Genomic DNA, 18,367 nt, shown 5'->3' on the forward strand with positions numbered 1-18,367 from the left:
CGCGTCACCAGGTGACGTGCGGGCATTTTGTGGCACAAGCCGGAACCGAAAGACGTCGCCGCCGTTACTGATGCGTGCCCCCCGGCCCCGCCCGTACGCCCCCACCCTAAGGACGCCCATGCCCGCCTCCGGTCCGGTCGCCAACGATCCCATCGCCGTCGTCGGGGTCTCCTGCCGCCTGCCGGGCTCCATCGCCACCCTGGACGACCTGTGGGGCGCTCTGGAGCTGCGGCTCGACCTGGTGACGACCGTGCCCGGGGAGCGCTTCCCGGCCACGCGGTTCGCCGACCCCACGCGGCGCAGAACCACCCGGAGCTACACCGCGGCCGGCGGCTTCCTCGACGACGTCACGGGTTTCGACACGAGCTACTTCGCCGGGATCTCACCACGCGAGGCCGCCGCGATGGACCCCCAGCAGCGGCTGCTCCTGGAGCTCGCGGCCGAGTCCCTGGACGACGCGGGAGCCTCACGGCGGACGCTGGCGGGTTCCGACACCGCCGTGGTGATCGGCGCCAGCTCCCACGACTACGAACAGTTGCAGGCGCTCGTCGCGGACAAGGCGAGCCCCCACACGATGGCCGGCCTGGCGAGCTGCAACCTGGCCAACCGCCTCTCCCACGCGTTCGACTGGCACGGCATGAGCACGACCGTGGACACCGCGTGCTCCTCCGCCCTGACGGCCGTGCACCAGGCCTGCGAGGTGCTGCACCGCGGGCACGCGCGCGTCGCGCTCGCCGGCGGCGTCCAAGTGCTCCTCAGCCCGCACCCGTTCATCGGCTTCTCCGCGGCCGGCATGCTCTCCCCGACGGGACGCTGCCGGCCCTTCTCCGCCGACGCCGACGGGTTCGTCCGCTCCGAGGGCGCCGGTGTCGTCCTGCTCAAGCGCCTCCCGGACGCCCTGGCCGACGGGGACCGGATCCACGGCCTCGTCCTCGCGCACGGCGTCAACAACGACGGCAACACCCCCGGCCTCGTCCTGCCCAGCAGCAAGGCCCAACAGGCCCTGCTCGCCGGGGTGTACGAGCGGGCCGGCATCGACGCCGACGAACTCGGCTACCTGGAGGCCCACGGCACCGGCACACCGGTGGGGGACCCGATCGAGTGCTCCGCCATCGGCCACGCCCTCGGCACCCGCCGCCACAGCGGCGCCCTGCCCATCGGGTCGGTGAAGGGCAACCTCGGCCACCTGGAGGGCGCGGCGGGCATGCCGGGCCTGCTCAAGGCGCTGCTGGTGCTGCGCCACCGGCGCATCCCGGCGACGGTCAACGCCGAACCGCTGAACACCGCCATCGACTTCGGCGCCCTCGGCCTGCGGCCCGTGGTCGAGGCGGAGGACCTGCCCGCGCTGGAACGCCCGCTGGTCGGGGTCAACTCGTTCGGCTTCGGCGGCGCCAACGCCCACCTCGTCCTGGCGCCTCCGCCCGAGACCCCCGCACCCGCCACGCCCCCGACGGCGGGACGGCTGCCCGTCGTCGTCTCGGCGCGCACGCCCGAGGCCGTGGCGAAGGCCGCCGAGAACCTGGCGCAGCGCCTGGAGGACACGCCGCCGGAAGAGTTCTACGACGTCGCCTACACGGCCACCGAGCGCCGCGACCGGCACGAGTACGCCACCGCCGTGCTCGCCGCCACCCCCGCCCAGGCCGCCGCCGCCCTGCACGCGGCCGCCCTCGACACGGCGTCGGCGCTGCGCACCGCGACCGGCGCCGCGGGCACCGCCGCCACGCCGTGCCGCACCGTGTTCGCCTTCTCGGGCAACGGCTCGCAGTGGCCGGGCATGGGAGCCGCGCTGCTGGACGCCGAGCCCGCCTTCCGCCGGGCGGTCGACGAGGCCGACGGCCACCTGCGGGCCCGGCTCGGCTGGTCGGTGGCCGAGGAACTGCGCCGCCCGGAGCCGGAGTCACGGCTGCACCTGACCGAAGTGGCCCAGCCGCTCCTCTTCGCCGTCCAGCTCGGGCTCGTCGAACTCCTCGCCTCGTACGGCATCCGCCCGCAGGCCGTCGTCGGCCACAGCATCGGCGAGGTCGCCGCCGCCCACGTCGCGGGCGCGCTCGACCTGCCCGGCGCCTGTCTCGTCGTGGCCGAGCGCAGCCGTGCCCAGGCCGCCACCGCGGGCACCGGCACGATGGCGGCCGTGGGTCTCGGCGCCGCCGACCTGGCCAAGGAACTGGCCCCCTTCACCGGCCGGCTGGAGATCGCCGGGGTGAACGGCCCGGGCGACTGCACCGTCGCCGGGGAGCGGCAGGCGCTGGCCCAGCTCGGCGCGGAGCTGACGACGCGCGGTGTCTTCTTCCGCCGCCTCGACCTGGACTACGCCTTCCACAGCCGCGCCATGGACCCGCTCGAAGAGGAACTCCGCACCGCCCTGGCCCCCTTGGCCTGCGGCGACCACCGCATCCCGTTCGTCTCCACCGTCACCGGCGGCCCGCTCGCCGGCCCGCGGCTCGACGCTTCCTACTGGTGGCGCAACGTCCGGGAGCCGGTCCTGTTCGACCAGGCGGTCGGCACCCTGCTGGAGGAGGGGCCCGCCGTCTTCCTGGAGATCGGGCCGCACGCCGTGCTCACCCCGTACCTCAGGCGCCGGCGGCAGGACACCGGGCCCGCCCCCACGGCGATCGCCGTCTGCCGCCGCCGGGCGGACGGCCCCGACGAGGTCCGCGCCGCCGCCGCGGCCGCCGTCGCCGTGGGCGCGCGCACCGACGGCAGCCACTTCCCCCGGCCGGGACGCGTCACCACCCTGCCCCCCTACCCGTGGCAGCGGGAGCGCTGCTGGACGGGGGGACCGGACGACTGGGAGCGGGTCGGCGGCGACCGCGGCCTCCACCACCCGCTGCTCGGCCGGCCCGTCCAGATCGCCCAGCCCGCCTGGCACCAGTACGTCGACCCCTCGCACCTGCCGTGGCTGGCCGACCACCGGGTCGGCGACGCCGTGGTCGTCCCCGCCGCCGCCTTCGTCGAGGCCGCGTGCGCCGCCGGCCGACGGCACCTCGCCGCCCCCGTGGAGGTCACCGACCTGCACGTGGTGCAGGCCCTCACCCTGCCGAGCGGACGCGACACGCGTGACACCCTGGTGCAGACGACCCTGTCACCGGAGGACGGCGTCGTCCGTGTCGCCAGCCGGCCGGACGCGAACTCGTCCTGGCACCTGCACGCCCGCGGACGCGTCCGCAGGCTGCTCCGCCCGGCACCCGCCCCCCTGGACCTGGCGGCCGTGCGCTCCCGGCTGACCGCGACGGACGCCGACGCCGACGTCCTGTACTCCGCCTTCGCCACCGTCGGCCTGCACTACGGGCCCGCCTTCCGCGTCGTCACCACGGTGCGCGCCGACGACGGCGAGGCGTTGGCCGACTACCGCCTCCCCCTGCCGCCCGACGGTCCCGACGGCCCCGACGGCTTCGAGGCCCACCCCGTCATCCTGGACGGCGCCCTGCAGAGCGCCGCGGCCCTCCTCGCCCGGGCCGGGGAACAGCATCTGTTCCTGCCCGCCGCGATCGGCGCCGCCGGCGTGTGGCGGCCGCCCGCCGCCGAAGGGCACATCCACCTCACGTCCCTCCACGTCACCGGCCGTGAGGCCCGCTTCGACGCCCGGATCACCGACGCGGCCGGCGAGGTCGCCGTCGAGCTGAGCGACTGCCGGCTGCGCCGGTCGGACATGCTGGCGGCCCGCGAGGCGCGGCACTGCTCCGTCGTCCTGCGCCCCGCGACCCTCCCCGGCACCCCGCGCGCCGCGGACCTGCCCTCCCCCCGGGAGCTGGCGGCGGCGACCGGCGCCGACCGCGCCGCGCTCACCGACGACGACCACCCCCGTCTGCTGGAGCGCCTGCGGGAGTCCACGGCGCACTGGAGCGTGCACGCCTTCACCCGGCTGCTCCCGGACGCCACCCGCTTCGGCCTGGACGACCTGCGGGCCGCCGGGCTGCCCGAACGGTACGCGCCCCAGGTGCCGCTCCTCGCCCAACTCGCCGTCGAGCACGGCCTGTTGGTCCCCACCACCGACACCGAGGCGCCCGGCTGGCAGTTCCGCGCGCCCGCCGACGCCCACGAGCGCGCCCGGGCGCTGCTCGGCGACTTCCCCGGCTTCTCCGCGCTCCTGGCCGTCCACCTCCGCTGCGGACTGCGGCTGGCCGCCGTACTGAGCGGCGAGCAGGAGCCGCGGCACCTGTTCACCGCGGACGGCGACCGGCACCTGTGGGAACGGTTCCAGGCCTGCACGCTCCGCCCCGGCCTGCGCCGCAGCGCCCGGCACCTGCTCGCCCGGGCCGTCACGGAGCGCTCCGCGGACACGCCTCTCCGGGTCCTGGAGATCGGGGCCGGCACCGGCGACCTGAGCGCCGAACTCCTGCCGGTGCTGCCCGCCGAGCAGACCGAGTACGTCTGCGCCGCCCGCGACGCGGACAGCCTCCCGCGCGCCCAGGCGCGCCTGGCGGCCCATGACGTCGTCGAGTACCGCACGTTCGATCCCGAAGTTGCCGAGGCTGCCGGGACTGGCGGGGCTGCCGAAGTTGCCGGGGCTGCCGGGGCTGGCGGGGCTTCCGGGGTGTCCGGGGCTAGCGGGAGTGGCGGGACTGGCCGGGCTTCTGACGCCCCCGAGGCTTCCGGCGCTCCCGACCGCTCCGGCCCTCCCGACGACCCCCGCACTCCCGACGACGGCCCCAACCGCCCCCACACCTCCGGTGACACCACCCCCGAGCCCAACCTGTCCGCCCCGTACGACCTCGTCATCGACTCCGGCGCGCTCCAGCGCGCGACGTCGCCCGTCGCGGCCGCGCGGCGGGTCGGGGGGCTGCTCGCCGACGGCGGGCTGCTGCTGGCCCTGGACCGCGGCCCCCTGCACCACACCGCGCTGTTCCAGGGGCTGTTCGACGCCGCCTCGCCCGCGCGCCCGTACGACGGCGAGAGCCTGCGCTCCACCCTGGACGACGCCGGGTTCACCGACGTCACGGCCTGCGGGACGGCCACCGGCCCCGGCACCGTGCTCCTGGCCCGCCGGCCACAGGGCCCCGCGACGGCCACGCCGCCGGCCCCCGCGGCCGGACCGGTACCGGGCCCCGCCTCGCCGACGCTGTCCGGCCGGTGGCTCCTGCTCAGCGAGGCCGGTCCCGCCGCCAACCCCCTGGCGCGGGCGCTCGCCGCCGCCGTGCGCCGCGCCGGAGCCGACGCCGTGGAGACCGCCGCCGTGCCCGGGCCCGGCGACGCGGAGGACGCGCTGCGCGCCGCCGCGCCCTCCCACTGCGTCCTGATCCTGGACGCCCCCGCCCCCTCCGACGACGCCCCGGCGCTCACCCGGCAGGCCGTCCAGCGGGCGCAGGTCCTCCGCGCCGCGGCCGGGACCCTGTCCGCCCGCACCCAGGACGACCCCCCGGCCCTCTGGCTGATCACCCGGCCCACCGGCGCCCTCCCCGCCCCCGAACGGCCCCTGGACCCCGCCGCCGCGGCCGTCTGGGGCACGGCGCGCACCCTCGCCAACGAACGCCCCGGCCTGGCCGTCCGCCGCGTCTCGCTGGACGGCGGCGCGGACGCCACCGCCGACGCCGACCGGCTGGTACGCGAGTTCCTGCACGCCGCGCCGCCGCGTACAGGGCCGGACGAGGACGAGGTCGTGCTGACCCCGCGGGGCCGCTACGTGGCGCGCCTCACCGACCGCGGACCCGCCCCCGGCCCGCAGGCCGCCGACGACGAGCCCTACACCCTCGAACTGCGCAGCCAGGGACTGCGCAGCCGCACCGCCTGGACCGCCGCGCCGCCGCCCACCTGCGCCCCCGGGGAGCTGCTCGTCCGCGTCCACGCCGCCGCCCTCAACTACCGCGACGTCATGCTGGCCACCGGCCTGCTGCCCCCGGACGCGGAAGTACCGCTCCCCGGTGGGCCCGCCCTCGGCCTCGAGTGCGCCGGCGAGGTGGTCGCCGTCGGGCGCGACGTGACCGGCTATGGCCCCGGAGACCGCGTCTACGCCGTCGCCCCGCGCTCCCTGGCCTCCCACGTACGCGCCCGGCCCGAGTCGGTGGGACGCGTCCCCGACGCCATGAGCTACGAACAGGCGGCCACCCTGCCGGTCGTCCTGCTCACCGTCCACTACGCCCTGTCCCGCCTGGCACACCTGCGCCCCGGGGAAACGGTGCTCGTGCACGGGGGAGCGGGCGGCGTGGGCCTGGCCGCGCTGCAGTACGCGCGCCACATCGGGGCGCACGTCGTCGCCACCGCAGGGACGCCCGCGAAGCGGGACCTGCTGCGCGCGCTCGGCGTCCAGCACGTGTTCGACTCCCGGACGCTCGACTTCGCCGAACAGGTACGGGACGTCGGTGACGGGCAGGGCGTCGACGTGGTCCTCAACTCCCTGTCGGGCGAGGCCATCACCCGCAGCCTGGAGGCCCTGCGGCCGGGCGGGCGGTTCGTCGAGCTCGGCAAGCGCGACATCTACGCCAACCAGCCGCTGCTGCTGCGGCCCTTCCGCCGCAACATCTCCTTCCACGCCCTCGACGTCAACCAACTGACCGCGCACGCGCCCGCCGCGCTGGCCGACGCCTTCCGCGAGGTCGGCGAGCGCGTCACCCAGGGCGTCTACCGCCCCCTGCCCCACGAGGCGTATCCGGCCGCGCGGATCCACGAGGCGTTCCGCACCCTCCAGCACTCCAGGCACCTGGGCAAGGTCGTCGTCTCCCTCGCGGAACCACCCGCCCTGGAACGGCCGGTGCCCGCCCTCGCCCCGGCCCCCGACGCCACCTACCTCGTCACCGGCGGCACCAGCGGCTTCGGCGCCGCCACCGCCCGCCACCTGGCCGCCCGGGGCCTCCGCCACCTGGCGCTGGTCAGCCGCCGCGGCATCGAGGCCCCCGACGCCCCCGACCTGGTGCGCGAGCTGGCCGCGCTGGGGGCCACCGCCCAGGTGCACGCCGCCGACGTCACCGACCCCGCGGCGCTGAGCCGCGTGTTCCGGCAGGCGCGCGACGCCGGCCACCCCGTACGGGGCGTCGTCCACGCGGTCATGCACCTCGACGACGCCCCCCTGGCCGAGCTGGACGCCGAGCGCTTCCACGCCGTGCTGGCCGCGAAGATGCACGGCGCCCTGGTCCTCGACGAGCTGACCCGCGAGCACGAGGTGGAGCACTTCGTGGCCTACTCCTCGGTCTCCGCCCTCATCGGCAACCAGCGGCAGGCCCCCTACGCCGCCGGGAACCTCTTCCAGGAAGCACTCGTGCGCGCCCGCCGCGCCCGCGGGGCGGCGGGTCTGGCCGTGGCCTGGGGCGGCATCGACGAGACCGGCTACCTCTTCCGTGCCGGGATGACGCGCACCTTCGACCGCCTGGGCGCGGGCGCGCTGCCCCCCGCCCGGGCCCTGGCTGCCCTGGACGACCTGCTCGGGCGGCGGGCGGAGGTGACGGCGGTGGGACGGTTCGACTGGGCACGCATGGCGCGCTCCCTGGCCGCCTTGCGGTCCGCCGCCCGGTTCGCCCCCCTGACCGGCGCGGGCACCCCGGGGGAGGAACAGAGCGCCTCGGACGAGTTCACCGCGCGCTACGCCGGTGCCAAGAACGACGACGAGGCCCGCGCCGTCCTCACCCAGACCCTGATCCGGCTCACGGCCGACGTCCTGCAGACCTCCCCCGAACGGCTGGACGGTGCCAAGGACATCGCCTCCCTCGGCCTGGACTCCCTGATGATGGCCGAGCTGGCCGTCTCCGTGCAGCACACCCTCGGCTGCGAACTGCCGCTCATGGAGCTGGCGACCGTCCGCTCCCTCGCCGACCTCGCCGAGCGGGTGCACCGCATCCTCCGCCAGGCCGCACAGGACGACGCCACGCGCTGAGCACGGCCCCGGACCCCCGCCACGGGCCCGGGGCCGCGTCGCCCACGCCCCCCCTGCGGCACGCCCGTCGCGATCCGCGGACGACACCGCACCCACCCGGACGAACAGGATTCCGACCGCCATGAGCAGCAGTCCCCCCACAGCCGCTCCCACGCCCACACCCACGCCCTCACCCGTCGACCGGCACCTGCACCGTGCCGCGCACGCGGTCCCGCACCTCGGCGGCTACATGGGCGTCCTGGGCATCCTGGAAGGGCCCGCGCCGAGCCTCGCCTCGATCCAGGAGCTGATGGCCGACGGCGTCCGGCGGGTCCCCGCCTGGAACTACCGCGTCTGCGCCGACAACCGACGCGTCTGGGAGCCCGCCCACGGCCAGGACCTGGACCGGCACGTCCACGCACTGCGCGTCCCCGCGGGCCCCGCGCCACTGGAGCGCATCGCCCGGGCCCTGCTCGACGCGCCCTTCCCCGAAGGCGCCGACAACTGGGGCGTCTGGCTCGTCACCGGCTGGGCCCCCGATCGCTACGCCTTCGCCGCCCGGGTCCACCACGCCCTGCAGGACGCCGCCGGCGCGCTGGCGGGACTCGGCGCCGTCATGATGCCCGGCCTCCACCTCCCGCTGTCCGTACCGCCGGAGGCCGAGCCGTCCCTCGACCTGGTCGGCACCGCCCGCTGGGCCGCCCGGACCCTGCCGCCCCTGCTGCGGCCGACCGCCCGCTGGACCCCGGTGCGCCAGGCGGCGGACAGCACCCGGACGCTGCACTTCGCCGTCTGCGACAGCAGCCGGCTCGACGCGCTCGCCCGCGCGGCCACCGCCTCCCTCAACCAGGTCTACCTGGCCGTCACCGCCGGTGCGCTGCGTGCCTGGACGCCCCAGGACTGGACGGGCCGCGCCACCCGGCCGCTGCACGCCTTCGTCCCGGCCGAGAGCCGCCCACCGGGCCACGACCCGGCCACCCTCGGCAACCACCTGGTGGCGCTGCGGGCCGAGCTGCACTGCGCGGAACCCGACCCCCGCCGGCGGCTCGACCTGATGCGCCCGAGCACCGACCCGCGCGGCGCCCGCGTCTCCCAGCAGCGGGCGGCCCTGCGGATGCTGCCCCGCGTCGCCGGCCTCGCCACGCGCTGCCTGCTCAGCCCGCGCAGCACCGCGCTGCTGACCACCAACGTCCAGCTCGGCGGGGGGATGGCCGTCAACGGCCACCCCGTGCGCCAGGCCGTCAGCCTGCCCCCGCTGATGTTCGGCCACCCCCTCACCGTGGCCCTGACCACGTACGAAGGACAGGCCACGGTCTGCTTCACCAGCGACCGCACCACCCCCGGCCCCGAAGTGCTGCCGCAGCTCTGGCACGAGGCCCTCACCGAACTGGAGAAGGCGTACGCCGTCGGGTGACCGCCCCGCGCCGGGCGGCGGCCCGGTCAGGCCGGGGCGGGCAGGTCGGAGTGCAGGGGTGTGAGGCGGGCGGAGCGGAGTGCTTCGCGGGTGCGTGCGCGCTGGACCTTGCCGCTGGTGGTGCGGGGCACGCTCAGCGGGCCGACGACGACCACGTCGGCGTGGAGCCGCAGTTCACGGGCCAGGCGCTGCTTGATGACGTCGGCGAGGGCCGCGGGGGAGCGGCCGTCGAGGTGCAGGGGGCGGATCTCCTGGACCAGGACGACGCGCTCGGTGCCGGAGGCGTCGGGCAGGGCGAAGGCGGCGCAGGGGCCGGTGGCGGGGTCGGCGGACTCGCTGAGGCGCTCCAGGTCCTGCGGGTGGATGTTGCGGCCGTTGACGATGATCAGGTCCTTGGCGCGGCCGGTGACGTACAGCTCGCCGTTCCGGAGGAACCCGAGGTCGCCGGTGCGCAGGAAGGGGCCCTCGCCGTCGGCGGTGCGGGCGGCGAAGTGCGCGGCGGTCGCCTCCGGGTCACCCAGGTAGCCGTCGGCGACGCTGGGGCCGCGGACCCAGATCTCGCCGACGCGGCCGTCCCGTACGGGGCACGCCGTGGCGGGGTCGACGACGCGGACGTCGCAGCCCGCGGGGCGGCCGCAGCCGACCAGGTCGACGCCGTCGGGACAGGGCACGGCCCGGCCCTCCTCCAGCGCCCCGCGGTCGAAGCGCTCGACGGCCGGCCCGCGCCCGCACGGCGTACCGCTGACCAGGAGGGTGGCCTCGGCCAGGCCGTAGCCGGGCGCCCAGACGTCCGGGCGGAAGCCGATGGGGGCGAGGCGGCGGGCGACCGCGGTCAGGGTCTCGGGGCGCACGGGCTCGGCGCCGCTGAGCGCGAACCGCGGGCTCCCCACGTCCAGCTCCGGGTCCACGTCCGCGAGCCGGCCGGCGGGCAGGGTGCGCAGCAGCCAGTCGTAGGCGAAGTTCGGGGCGAAGGTGTAGAACGCCCGGTACCGGCTGATCATCTGGAGCCAGATCAGCGGGTGGGCGACGAAGGTGACCGGGGAGCAGAAGACGAGGCTCGCGTAGCACACGAGCGGGGTGAGCAACATCCCCACCAGGCCCATGTCGTGGTAGTGCGGCAGCCAGCCGGCCCCGGCCGGTGACGGGTCGTGGCGCAGCTCGTCCCGGACCTCTTCGGGGAGGATCGTCTTTCTGATCGACAGCAGGTTGTGCAGCAGGTTGCGGTGGGTGACGACGACGCCGCGCGGCTCGCTGGTCGACCCGGAGGTGTACTGGACGTAGGCGGTCGCCGAGAGGTCCTGCGCGAGCGGGCTCCAGCCGGCCGGATCGGGCAGCACGGCGGCCTCGGTGGCGGCGCACTCGACGCGGCGGCCGGCGCCCGGGCCACCGAGCCGGGCGTCGAGCGCGGGCCGGTGCGCGGCGTCGGTGAGGACCAGACCGACACCGGCGGCGCCGATGATGCCCGCACCGCGCTCCAGGGCCCGCCGGTCGGTGTCCGGCAGCGGGGCGGGGACGGCGACCCGCCCGGCGTACAGGCAGCCGAGGAAGACCGCCAGGAACTCCAGGCCCGCCGGGTACATGAGCAGGACCCGCGCGCCGGGCGCCGTCCGCTCCGTCAGCCAGGCCCCGACCGCGCGGGCGCGGGCGTCGAGCTGGGCGCAGCCGAGGCGCTCCACCTCGACGAGTTCACCGCGGACGCTGTCCACGCGCGCGTACCAGCGGGTGTCACCGACGCCCCACACCTTCTCGCGCAGGAACCGGACGAGCTCACTCACGCTCGGCCCCGATCCGCCCGGCCAGCGTCTCCTCGACGTGGTCGACCACGGCGCCGACCGTGTGCAGCTCCCAGGCGACCTCGTCGGGGATGCGCAGCCCGAAGCGCTCCTCGGCGAGGACGGTCATGCGGACCAGGACGAGGGAGTCCAGGGCGAGGTCGGCGACGAACGCGGTCTGCTCGTCGACGTGGCGCGGGTCGACGCCGCCGCACTCGGCGAGGAGCGCCTTCACCTCGGCCAGGATCTCGGCCCGCCTCATCGCGCGGCCCCCTCGCCCGCCACGTCCCAGGCGACCGGCAGGGCGCTGAGGCCGCGCTCGAACATGCTGGGCCGCCATCGGGGTGTGCCGTCGAGGCGCAGGCCTGGCAGCCGGCGCAGGACGGTGGTGACGGCGGTCTCGGCGGTCATCCGGCCGATGTGGGCGCCCAGGCAGTAGTGGGGGCCGTGGCCGAAGGCGAGGTGCCCCGTCGTGGCGCGGCGCAGGTCGAGGCGGTCGGGGTCGGGGAACCGCGCGGGGTCCCGGTTGGCCGCGCCCAGACACAGGAACAGGGACTCGTCCGCGGGGACGGTCACGTCGCCGAACGTGACGGGCCCGAGGGTGCCGCGCCAACTCGTGAACGGCAAAGGGCTCTCGTAGCGCAGGAGTTCACCGATGCCGCTGTCCCGCACGGACGGGTCGTCGCGCAGCGCGGCGAGCTGCTCGGGGTGGGTGAGCAGGGCGTGCAGGCCGTTGCCGACGCTGTTGATGCTGGGGTCCTGGCCCGCCACGAGCATCATCATGACCTGGCCGTGCAGCTCGTCCTCGCTGAGCAGGCCGTTCCGGTCGCGGGCCGCCACGAGCAGGGAGATCAGGTCGTCGCCGGGCGAACGGCGCTTCCCGGCGACGGCCTTGCGGACGAACGCGTCGATCTCGTGGGCGAGCGCCGCCACGTAGGGGACGTCGTTGTTCCACTCGGCGGTACGCCAGATCATCGCCCGCAGGTGGTCCATCTGCGGCGGGGCGGCGCCCAGGACGGAGAACAGGACGTTGCCGCCGAGCGGGTAGGCGACGGCCGCCATGAGGTCGGCGCGGCCCCGGTCCGCGATCCGGTCGATGCGGGCGTCGACGAGGCGCTGCACCCGGGTGCGCCACTGCTCCTGCCGGGCGGGCGTGAAGAAGGGCCGCATGAGCGCGCGCAGTTCGGCGTGGCGCGGGTCGTCGCTGTCGAGGAGGTGGACGAAGAGCCGCTCCCGCAGCTCGTCCGGCCAGTGCCGCAGCCACGTCCGGCCGGCGGTGGTGCGGGCGCTGTCGCAGGTCACCCGGGGGTCGGTGTGGGCCCGGCGGACGTCGTCGTAGCGGGTGAGGAACCAGCCGGGGCCGTCCGGGCTGACGACCCGGCTCACCGGCCGGTGCGCGCGCAGCCAGTGCAGGGTGGGGTACGGGTCGTGCTGGAACGCCTCGGTGAACGGGGCCGGCAGCCCCCCGGGCAGGTCCTCGGGCGGCCAGCCCGGCGGGTAGGCCCGGGGCGCCTCGACCCTGGGCCGGGGCTGCGCCGGGACGTAGGGGGCGGCGGCGCGGGGCGGGGGCGGGGACTGCGCCAGGGACACGCCTTGCAGGCGGCTGGTGCGCAGCATCGGGTAGTTGAGCTCGCCGTACCGGTCGCCGCTCAGCCCGGGGCCGCCGTGGTGGGACAGGTAGGGCACCCCGGCCAGGTGCGCGTCGTTGACGCGGAGCTGGCCGCAGGAGCGGACGTCCCTGACGAACCGGTCGACGACCGCCGGGTCCTCGGCCAGCAGGGAGTTGCGCAGGCCGTAGGAGCCGGAGGCGACGAACGACGTCATGCCCGCGAGGAGGTCGTCGTCGGACGCGGGCTCGGGCACGACCAGGGTCAGCAGCGGGAAGAACGTCTCGTGCCGCACGCAGCGCAACTCCCGCGCGCGGGCCAGCCCGTCGACCCGCACGAGCGCCGGCTCGGCGAAGACGGCGATGTCGCTCTCCCGGCCGTGCACGTCCAGGTGGCGTCCGCCGGTCAGCACGCGGGCGCCCGCCTGCCGGGCGTCGGCGAGCGCGGCGTCGTACCCGGCGGTCTGCGGCGAGGCGGCGAGCACCACGCCCGGGTCGTCGGGGAAGCCGGGTCGCAGCGCCCGGACGCGATCGGCGAGCAGCTCGGCGAGCGGGTCGGCGATCTCGGGGTGGACGAGCGCGACGTTGGGGGCGCAGCAGATCTGGCCGCTGCCGTGGTAGGCCTCCAGGAGCGTCTCGACGGCCCGGTCGAGGGGCGCGTCCCGCCACACCAGCACCATGTCGTTGCCGCCGAGTTCCAGGACCGGTTTCTTGCCCGCCGCCAGGCACGCCTTCTCCAGTTGCCCGCCGCGGACGGAGTCGCCGAAGTACAGCACGTCGTCCACGAGCGGACTGGCCAGCCAGGCGTCCAGGGCCTGGCCCGGGTCGGTGCACAGCGCGGACAGGACACCGGGCGGGGCACCGGCCTCGGCGAGCGCCGGTACGGCGATCCGCTCAAGAAGGTACATCGCGGCGATCGGCGCCTGCCGGGACAGCCGCACCACCACCGCGTTGCCCGCGAGGACGCACTGGAAGGCCGCCGCGACACCGAGCGCGGGCGTGTTCAGCGGCGGCTGCACGCACACCACGCCGTCCGGCACCCGGCGCAGCACCACCGTCCGGCCGTCGAGGCGGTGGCGGGTGTCGAGCTGCCGCAGGCACCAGTCGGTGGTCTCGGCGCCGAAGAACGTCAGGAGGTCGTCGACCTCCGCCCGGGCCAGCCGCACCGGGTGCCCCTCCTCAACCAGCAGCCCGGTCAGCGCCTCCGCGTGGTCCCGCACCCGCGCGCGGAACGCCTCGGCGACGGCGGCGCGCCGGGCCACCGGGCTGCCGCCCCACTCGTCCGCCGCCCGCCGGGCGGCCTCCAGCGCGGCGCCCATGTGGTCGGGTCCGGCGAGGGCGCAGCGGCCCAGGACCGTGCCGGGGTGGGCGTCGGGCCCCATGCGCCCGGCGTTGAGGGCGTTGCGGTAGCAGGTGGCGCCGACGGGGTCGTCGAGCAGCGCGCCCGCGCGCAGCGCGTAGACCCACGCACCGTGGTCGGGGGCGGTGACGCCGCCGACGAGGGGGCCGAAGCTGAGCACGTCCTCGGCGGTGCGCGCCGCCGGACTGCCCGACGCCTGACAGGTGGTCATGGCGGGTTCTCCTTTCAGCCGGTGGTGACGCCGGGTCGGGGGGCGGTGCTGGTGCCCGAGCTGGTGCTGGTGCTGGTGCTCATGCTGGTTTCGGTGTCGGGGTGAGTGCCGGTGCCGGTGCCGGTGCCGATACTGGTACTGGTACTAGGACTTGTACTGGTACTCGAACCGGTGTCGGCGGGGCGGACGCCGAGGCGCAGCAGGACGTGGCGGGCGAGGTCGTTGAGGGTGATGCCGCCCTGCAGGAGCTCCATGGGCGGGATCTCCACGTCCAGGCGCCGGCGCAGCGTGGTCAGGAGTTCGGCGCCCATCAGCGAGTCGACGCCGTAGTCCTGGATCGGCTGCGCGGGGTCGAGCCGGTCGGCGTCGGTCTGCAGGATCCGGGCCAGCATCTCGGCGAGGGCCCGGCTGACGGTCCGCAGGGCCTCGTCGGCGCCGAGGCCCGCCAGGGCGGCCGCGAGGTCCTGGCGGCTGTGTCCGGCGAGTCCGTCGTCGGCCGGCAGCAGGGCCGCGAAGCGCGGCGCGGTGAGGGCGGGCAGCACGGTGCGCAGCCGGGCCCAGTCGAAGCGGCCGATCCCCGCGACGGCGGTACCGGACGCGGCCAGGTTCTCCAGGGCGGCCAGCGCCACGGCGGAGCCGAGGGCCCGGGCGCCGAGCGCCTCCATGGCCGGGAGCAGGCCGGCGCGGGCCACGTGGCCTGTCTCGCCGAGTGCGCCCCACTGGACGGCGAGCGCCGGGCGCGTGCCGCTCCGGCGCCGCGCCAGGGCCTCGGTGTAGAGGTTCCCGCCGACGTAGGCGGCCTGCTTGATGTTGCCGACGGCCGCGGTGAAGGAGGAGTACGTCCAGAACAGCCGCAGGTCGTGCCGTTCGGTCAGCGCGTCCAGGACGGCCGCCCCGGCCATCTTGGGGGCCAGGGCCGTGCGGGCTCGTTCGTCGGTCAGCTCGGTGAGAGGGCAGTCGTCGAGGGTCATGGCCGCGTGCACCACCCCCGCGAGCCGGTGCCCGGTGGCGTCGACGGCGTCGATCACCTCGGCCATGGCGGCGGCGTCGGTGACGTCGGCGGCGTACGGCGTCGCCGTCACGCCCCGCTCGGCCAGGTCGGCCAGGACGGCGTCCGCCTCGGGTGCTTCGGCGCCCCGCCGGGAGACCAGCGCGAGGTGGCGGGCCCCGCGTTCGGCGAGCAGGCGGGCGGTGGCGGCGCCGAACCCGCTCAGCCCGCCGGTGATCAGATAGCTGCCGTCCGGGTCGAGCCCCAGCGGTTCGGGGCGGGCGTGGACGGGCACCGGGCCGGTGCGCGGGTCGAGGTCCACGACGACCTTGCCGACGTGCCGCGAGTGCTGGAGCAGCGCGAACGCCTCCTTGACCCGGGCGGCCGGGTACACCGTGTGCGGCAGCGGCCGGTAGCGGCCGTCCGCCACCCGGTCGGCGAGCTCGGCCAGCATCCGCCGGCCGGTCGTCAGACCGGCCCCGTCGGCCAGCAGGGCGGTGACGTCGACGCCGAAGAAGGCGATGTTGCGGCTGAAGGGCCGCATCAGCAGCGGCTTGTTGGCGTAGATGTCGCGCTTGCCGAGCTCGACGAACCTGCCGCCCGGCCGCAGGATCTCCAGGCCCCGGTCGATGGCTTGGCCCGCCAGCGAGTTGACCACCACGTCGACCCCGCGGCCGCGGGTGAGGCGCAGGGCCTGGTCGGCGAAGTCCAGGGTGCGGGAGTCCAGGACGTGTTCGACGCCCAGCGCGCGCAGCAGGTCCCGCTTGGCGGGGCTGCCCGCGGTGGCGATCACCGTGGCGCCCACGAGGCGGGCGTACTGGATAGCGGCGAGGCCCACCCCGCCGGCGGCGCCATGGACGAGCACGGTCTCCCCGGCCGTCAGCCGTGCGAGGTCGTGCAGCGCGTAGTGGACGGTCAGGAACGCGACCGGCAGGGTGGCGGCCTCGGCGAACCCCAGGCGGTCGGGGATCCGCACCACGAACGGCGCGGGCACCACCACGTGGGACGCCAGACAGGCCGGGACCGTCGCGCACACGCGGTCGCCGACCGCCAGGCCCCGCACGTCCTCGGCCACCGCGGTGACGACCCCGGCGCACTCCAGGCCGGGCCCGTCCCCACCGAACGCCCCCTCGGTCGCCTCCGGCGGCAGCAGCCCGGTCGCCTGCATGACGTCGCGGTAGTTGAGCGCCGCGGCGCGCACCGCGATCACCACCTCACCGGCCGCGGGCGCCCGGTGCGGCCGGCGCGCCCAGACGGTCTCGTACGACAGTCCCGGCGCGCGGATCTCCAGGGCGAAGGGCGCCTCGCCGCTCGGCTCGACGTACTCGTCGGCGGGTCGTTGCCGCTCACGCGGTGCGAAGCGACCGCCTGCGGTGAGGACGACCTCGTCCTCGTGCGGCGCCCCGCCGTCCCCGCGCGGCGCCCTGTTGTCCTCGCCTGGCGTCCCGCCGTCCCCGCGCGGCGCCCTGTTGTCCTCGCCTGGCGTCCCGTTGTCCTCGCGCTGCGCGCTGTTGTTCTCGTGCGGTGCCGTGTCGTCCTCGCGCGGCGCTCCGCCGTCCTCGCCGCCGTCGGCCGGTGCGCGGCTCTCCAGCAGTTCGCGGGCCAGGCGTCGCGCGTCGGTGGCCGGGTCACCCAGGCGTTCCAGCGAGATTCGGGTCACGCGCACACCGGGCTGCTCGTTGGCCAGGGTGCGCGCCATGCCCCAGGCGGCGGCGTCCTGCGGGTGGTCGGGCCGTTCCGGCGCGGGCAGCGCACCGCTGGGGCGCGTCACCAGCCACACGGCCGGCCGGGCGCCCTCCGGCAGGTCCTGGCAGGCCGAGGCCACGGCGCCCAGCGTGGCCGCACGGCGCACGGCCTGGTCCAGCATCGCCCGCGGGTCCTCGGGGGCCTCGCCCAGGAGCAGCACGACCGCCGGGTGGCCCGCCCCGGCCGGCGGCGCCGTCCAGGCCTCCGGGTCGCACGGCGCGGGCAGTACGGGGACGGGCCGGGAGCCGTCGCCGCCCAGCAGGGTCGCGAGGTGCTCGGCCAGCGGCGTCTCCGCCGGGCTCTCGACGGCGACGACCCACCGGGTGCCGTCGTCCGGGCGGGGCAGCGCGGGCTCGGGGACCTCGCTCGCGGGCGCCGAGGCCAGCAGCACCGAGGCGGCTTCCGCGCCCGTCCCCAGGGCGTCGTCGACGCAGACGACGTCGGTGAGGCCGCAGGCGCCCAGCGTCTCCAGCCACTGGTCACGACGCAGCAGCGGCGCGTCGGGGCGGAGCCCGTCCTGGTGTCCCCAGAAGCTGCTCAGCGCGCCGAAGAAGGGCAGCAGGTACTCGGTGTCGTGGGTCTCGGCGGCCAGCAGCCGGCCACCGGGCGCCAGCAGGGCGCGCACCCGGCGCAGGGCCGCCCGCACGTCGGCCGCGGTGTGCAGGGAGTTGGCCGCGACGACCAGGTCGTACGTGCCGTCGGCGTACCCCTGACCGGCGGGGTCGGCGTTCAGGTCGAACAGCCGGTAGTCGACGAAGGGGTGGTCGTCGAAGCGGTGCCGGGCCGCGGCGAAGAAGCCGGCGGACACGTCGGTGAAGTGGTAGACCGTGCGCTCCGCCGGGAGCAGCGGCAGCAGCGCGGCCGTCGTGCCGCCCGTGCCCGCGCCGATCTCCAGGATCCGCAGCGGCCGGTCCCGCGGCCAGTCCCGCGCGATCCGCGCGGCGAACGCGGCGCAGATCAGGTTGTGGACCCGGCAGGTCGGCGCGAGGTCGTAGAACTGGTCGAGGGCGCTGCGCGAGCCGTGGTCGGTGAGCAGGTGCAGGGCGTCCTGCTCGCCGCGCAGCACCCGCGGGAGTTCGGCGAGCTGCCGCACGGCCAGTTGCACCTCGGCGGCGCAGGCGGGGAAGTCCAGCGGCAGCCGGGCCGCGAGGGCCCCCGGGCCGGGGGTGCCGGTCAGCCGCCACCGCTCGTCGTCCCCGAGGCCGGCCAGGCCGTGCCGGGACATCAGGCGGAGCAGTGCCCGGGCGAACTGCTCGTGCGCGGGCAGCATCCCCTGCCGGACCAGGTCGGCCACCGTGAACCCGCCCGCCCCGGCGGGCAGCAGGTCCGCGAACGCGGCGGCGGCCGTGTGCGCGGTCAGGAGTTTCACCTGGGCCATGAAGTCCCCGAAGCGCGCGGCGCGCGCGTCGGCCCGTGCCGCGTCGGCCCGCGCGGCGACCGCCTCGGCGAGGTCCTGGTTGCCGGGCAGCGGCGAGGGCGCGGCGGGCAGG

At 76.5% G+C, this 18,367-nt stretch carries 6 protein-coding genes; 2 read left to right on the forward strand and 4 right to left on the reverse strand.

The genetic code is table 11. The features are described 5' to 3' along the window. The first annotated feature begins 118 nt into the window (after positions 1-118). The gene (locus IE330_RS20840) at positions 119-7,801 is read left to right on the forward strand and encodes a type I polyketide synthase (RefSeq protein WP_190137593.1); all 7,683 of its coding nucleotides are present in this window, start codon (positions 119-121) and stop codon (positions 7,799-7,801) included. A gap of 121 nt (positions 7,802-7,922) precedes the next feature. After that, on the forward strand, positions 7,923-9,194 hold the full coding sequence (locus IE330_RS20845; protein ID WP_190137594.1) for a WS/DGAT domain-containing protein: 1,272 nt from the start codon (positions 7,923-7,925) through the stop codon (positions 9,192-9,194). A 26-nt stretch (positions 9,195-9,220) separates the two neighbouring features. Here IE330_RS20845 and IE330_RS20850 read toward each other — a convergent pair whose 3' ends face one another. From IE330_RS20850 to IE330_RS39700, 4 genes are all read right to left on the reverse strand, one after another. Further along, entirely contained in the window at positions 9,221-10,969 is a 1,749-nt protein-coding gene (locus IE330_RS20850; RefSeq protein ID WP_190137595.1) for a fatty acyl-AMP ligase, read from the reverse strand. Next, a complete protein-coding gene (locus IE330_RS20855) occupies positions 10,962-11,228 on the reverse strand; it encodes an acyl carrier protein (RefSeq protein WP_190137596.1) in 267 nt (88 codons plus the stop codon). Before IE330_RS20855 ends, IE330_RS20850 begins: the two co-directional genes overlap by 8 nt. Beyond that, on the reverse strand, positions 11,225-14,143 hold the full coding sequence (locus IE330_RS20860; protein ID WP_190137597.1) for an aldehyde dehydrogenase family protein: 2,919 nt from the start codon (positions 14,141-14,143) through the stop codon (positions 11,225-11,227). The genes IE330_RS20855 and IE330_RS20860 overlap by 4 nt, the downstream gene beginning before the upstream one ends. A gap of 14 nt (positions 14,144-14,157) precedes the next feature. Further along, positions 14,158-18,367: SDR family NAD(P)-dependent oxidoreductase (locus tag IE330_RS39700; RefSeq protein ID WP_190137598.1), on the reverse strand; the 4,210-nt coding region annotated here is incomplete at its 5' end.

Source organism: Streptomyces longispororuber (assembly GCF_014656095.1).
In the GTDB taxonomy this organism is placed as follows: domain Bacteria; phylum Actinomycetota; class Actinomycetes; order Streptomycetales; family Streptomycetaceae; genus Streptomyces; species Streptomyces longispororuber.

Coding starts and splice junctions, on each gene's coding strand:
- IE330_RS20840 (WP_190137593.1), top strand. CDS start 119: ATGCCCGCCTCCGGTCCGGTCGCCAACGATCCCATCGCCGTCGTCGGG.
- IE330_RS20845 (WP_190137594.1), top strand. CDS start 7,923: ATGAGCAGCAGTCCCCCCACAGCCGCTCCCACGCCCACACCCACGCCC.
- IE330_RS20860 (WP_190137597.1), bottom strand. CDS start 14,143: ATGACCACCTGTCAGGCGTCGGGCAGTCCGGCGGCGCGCACCGCCGAG.
- IE330_RS20855 (WP_190137596.1), bottom strand. CDS start 11,228: ATGAGGCGGGCCGAGATCCTGGCCGAGGTGAAGGCGCTCCTCGCCGAG.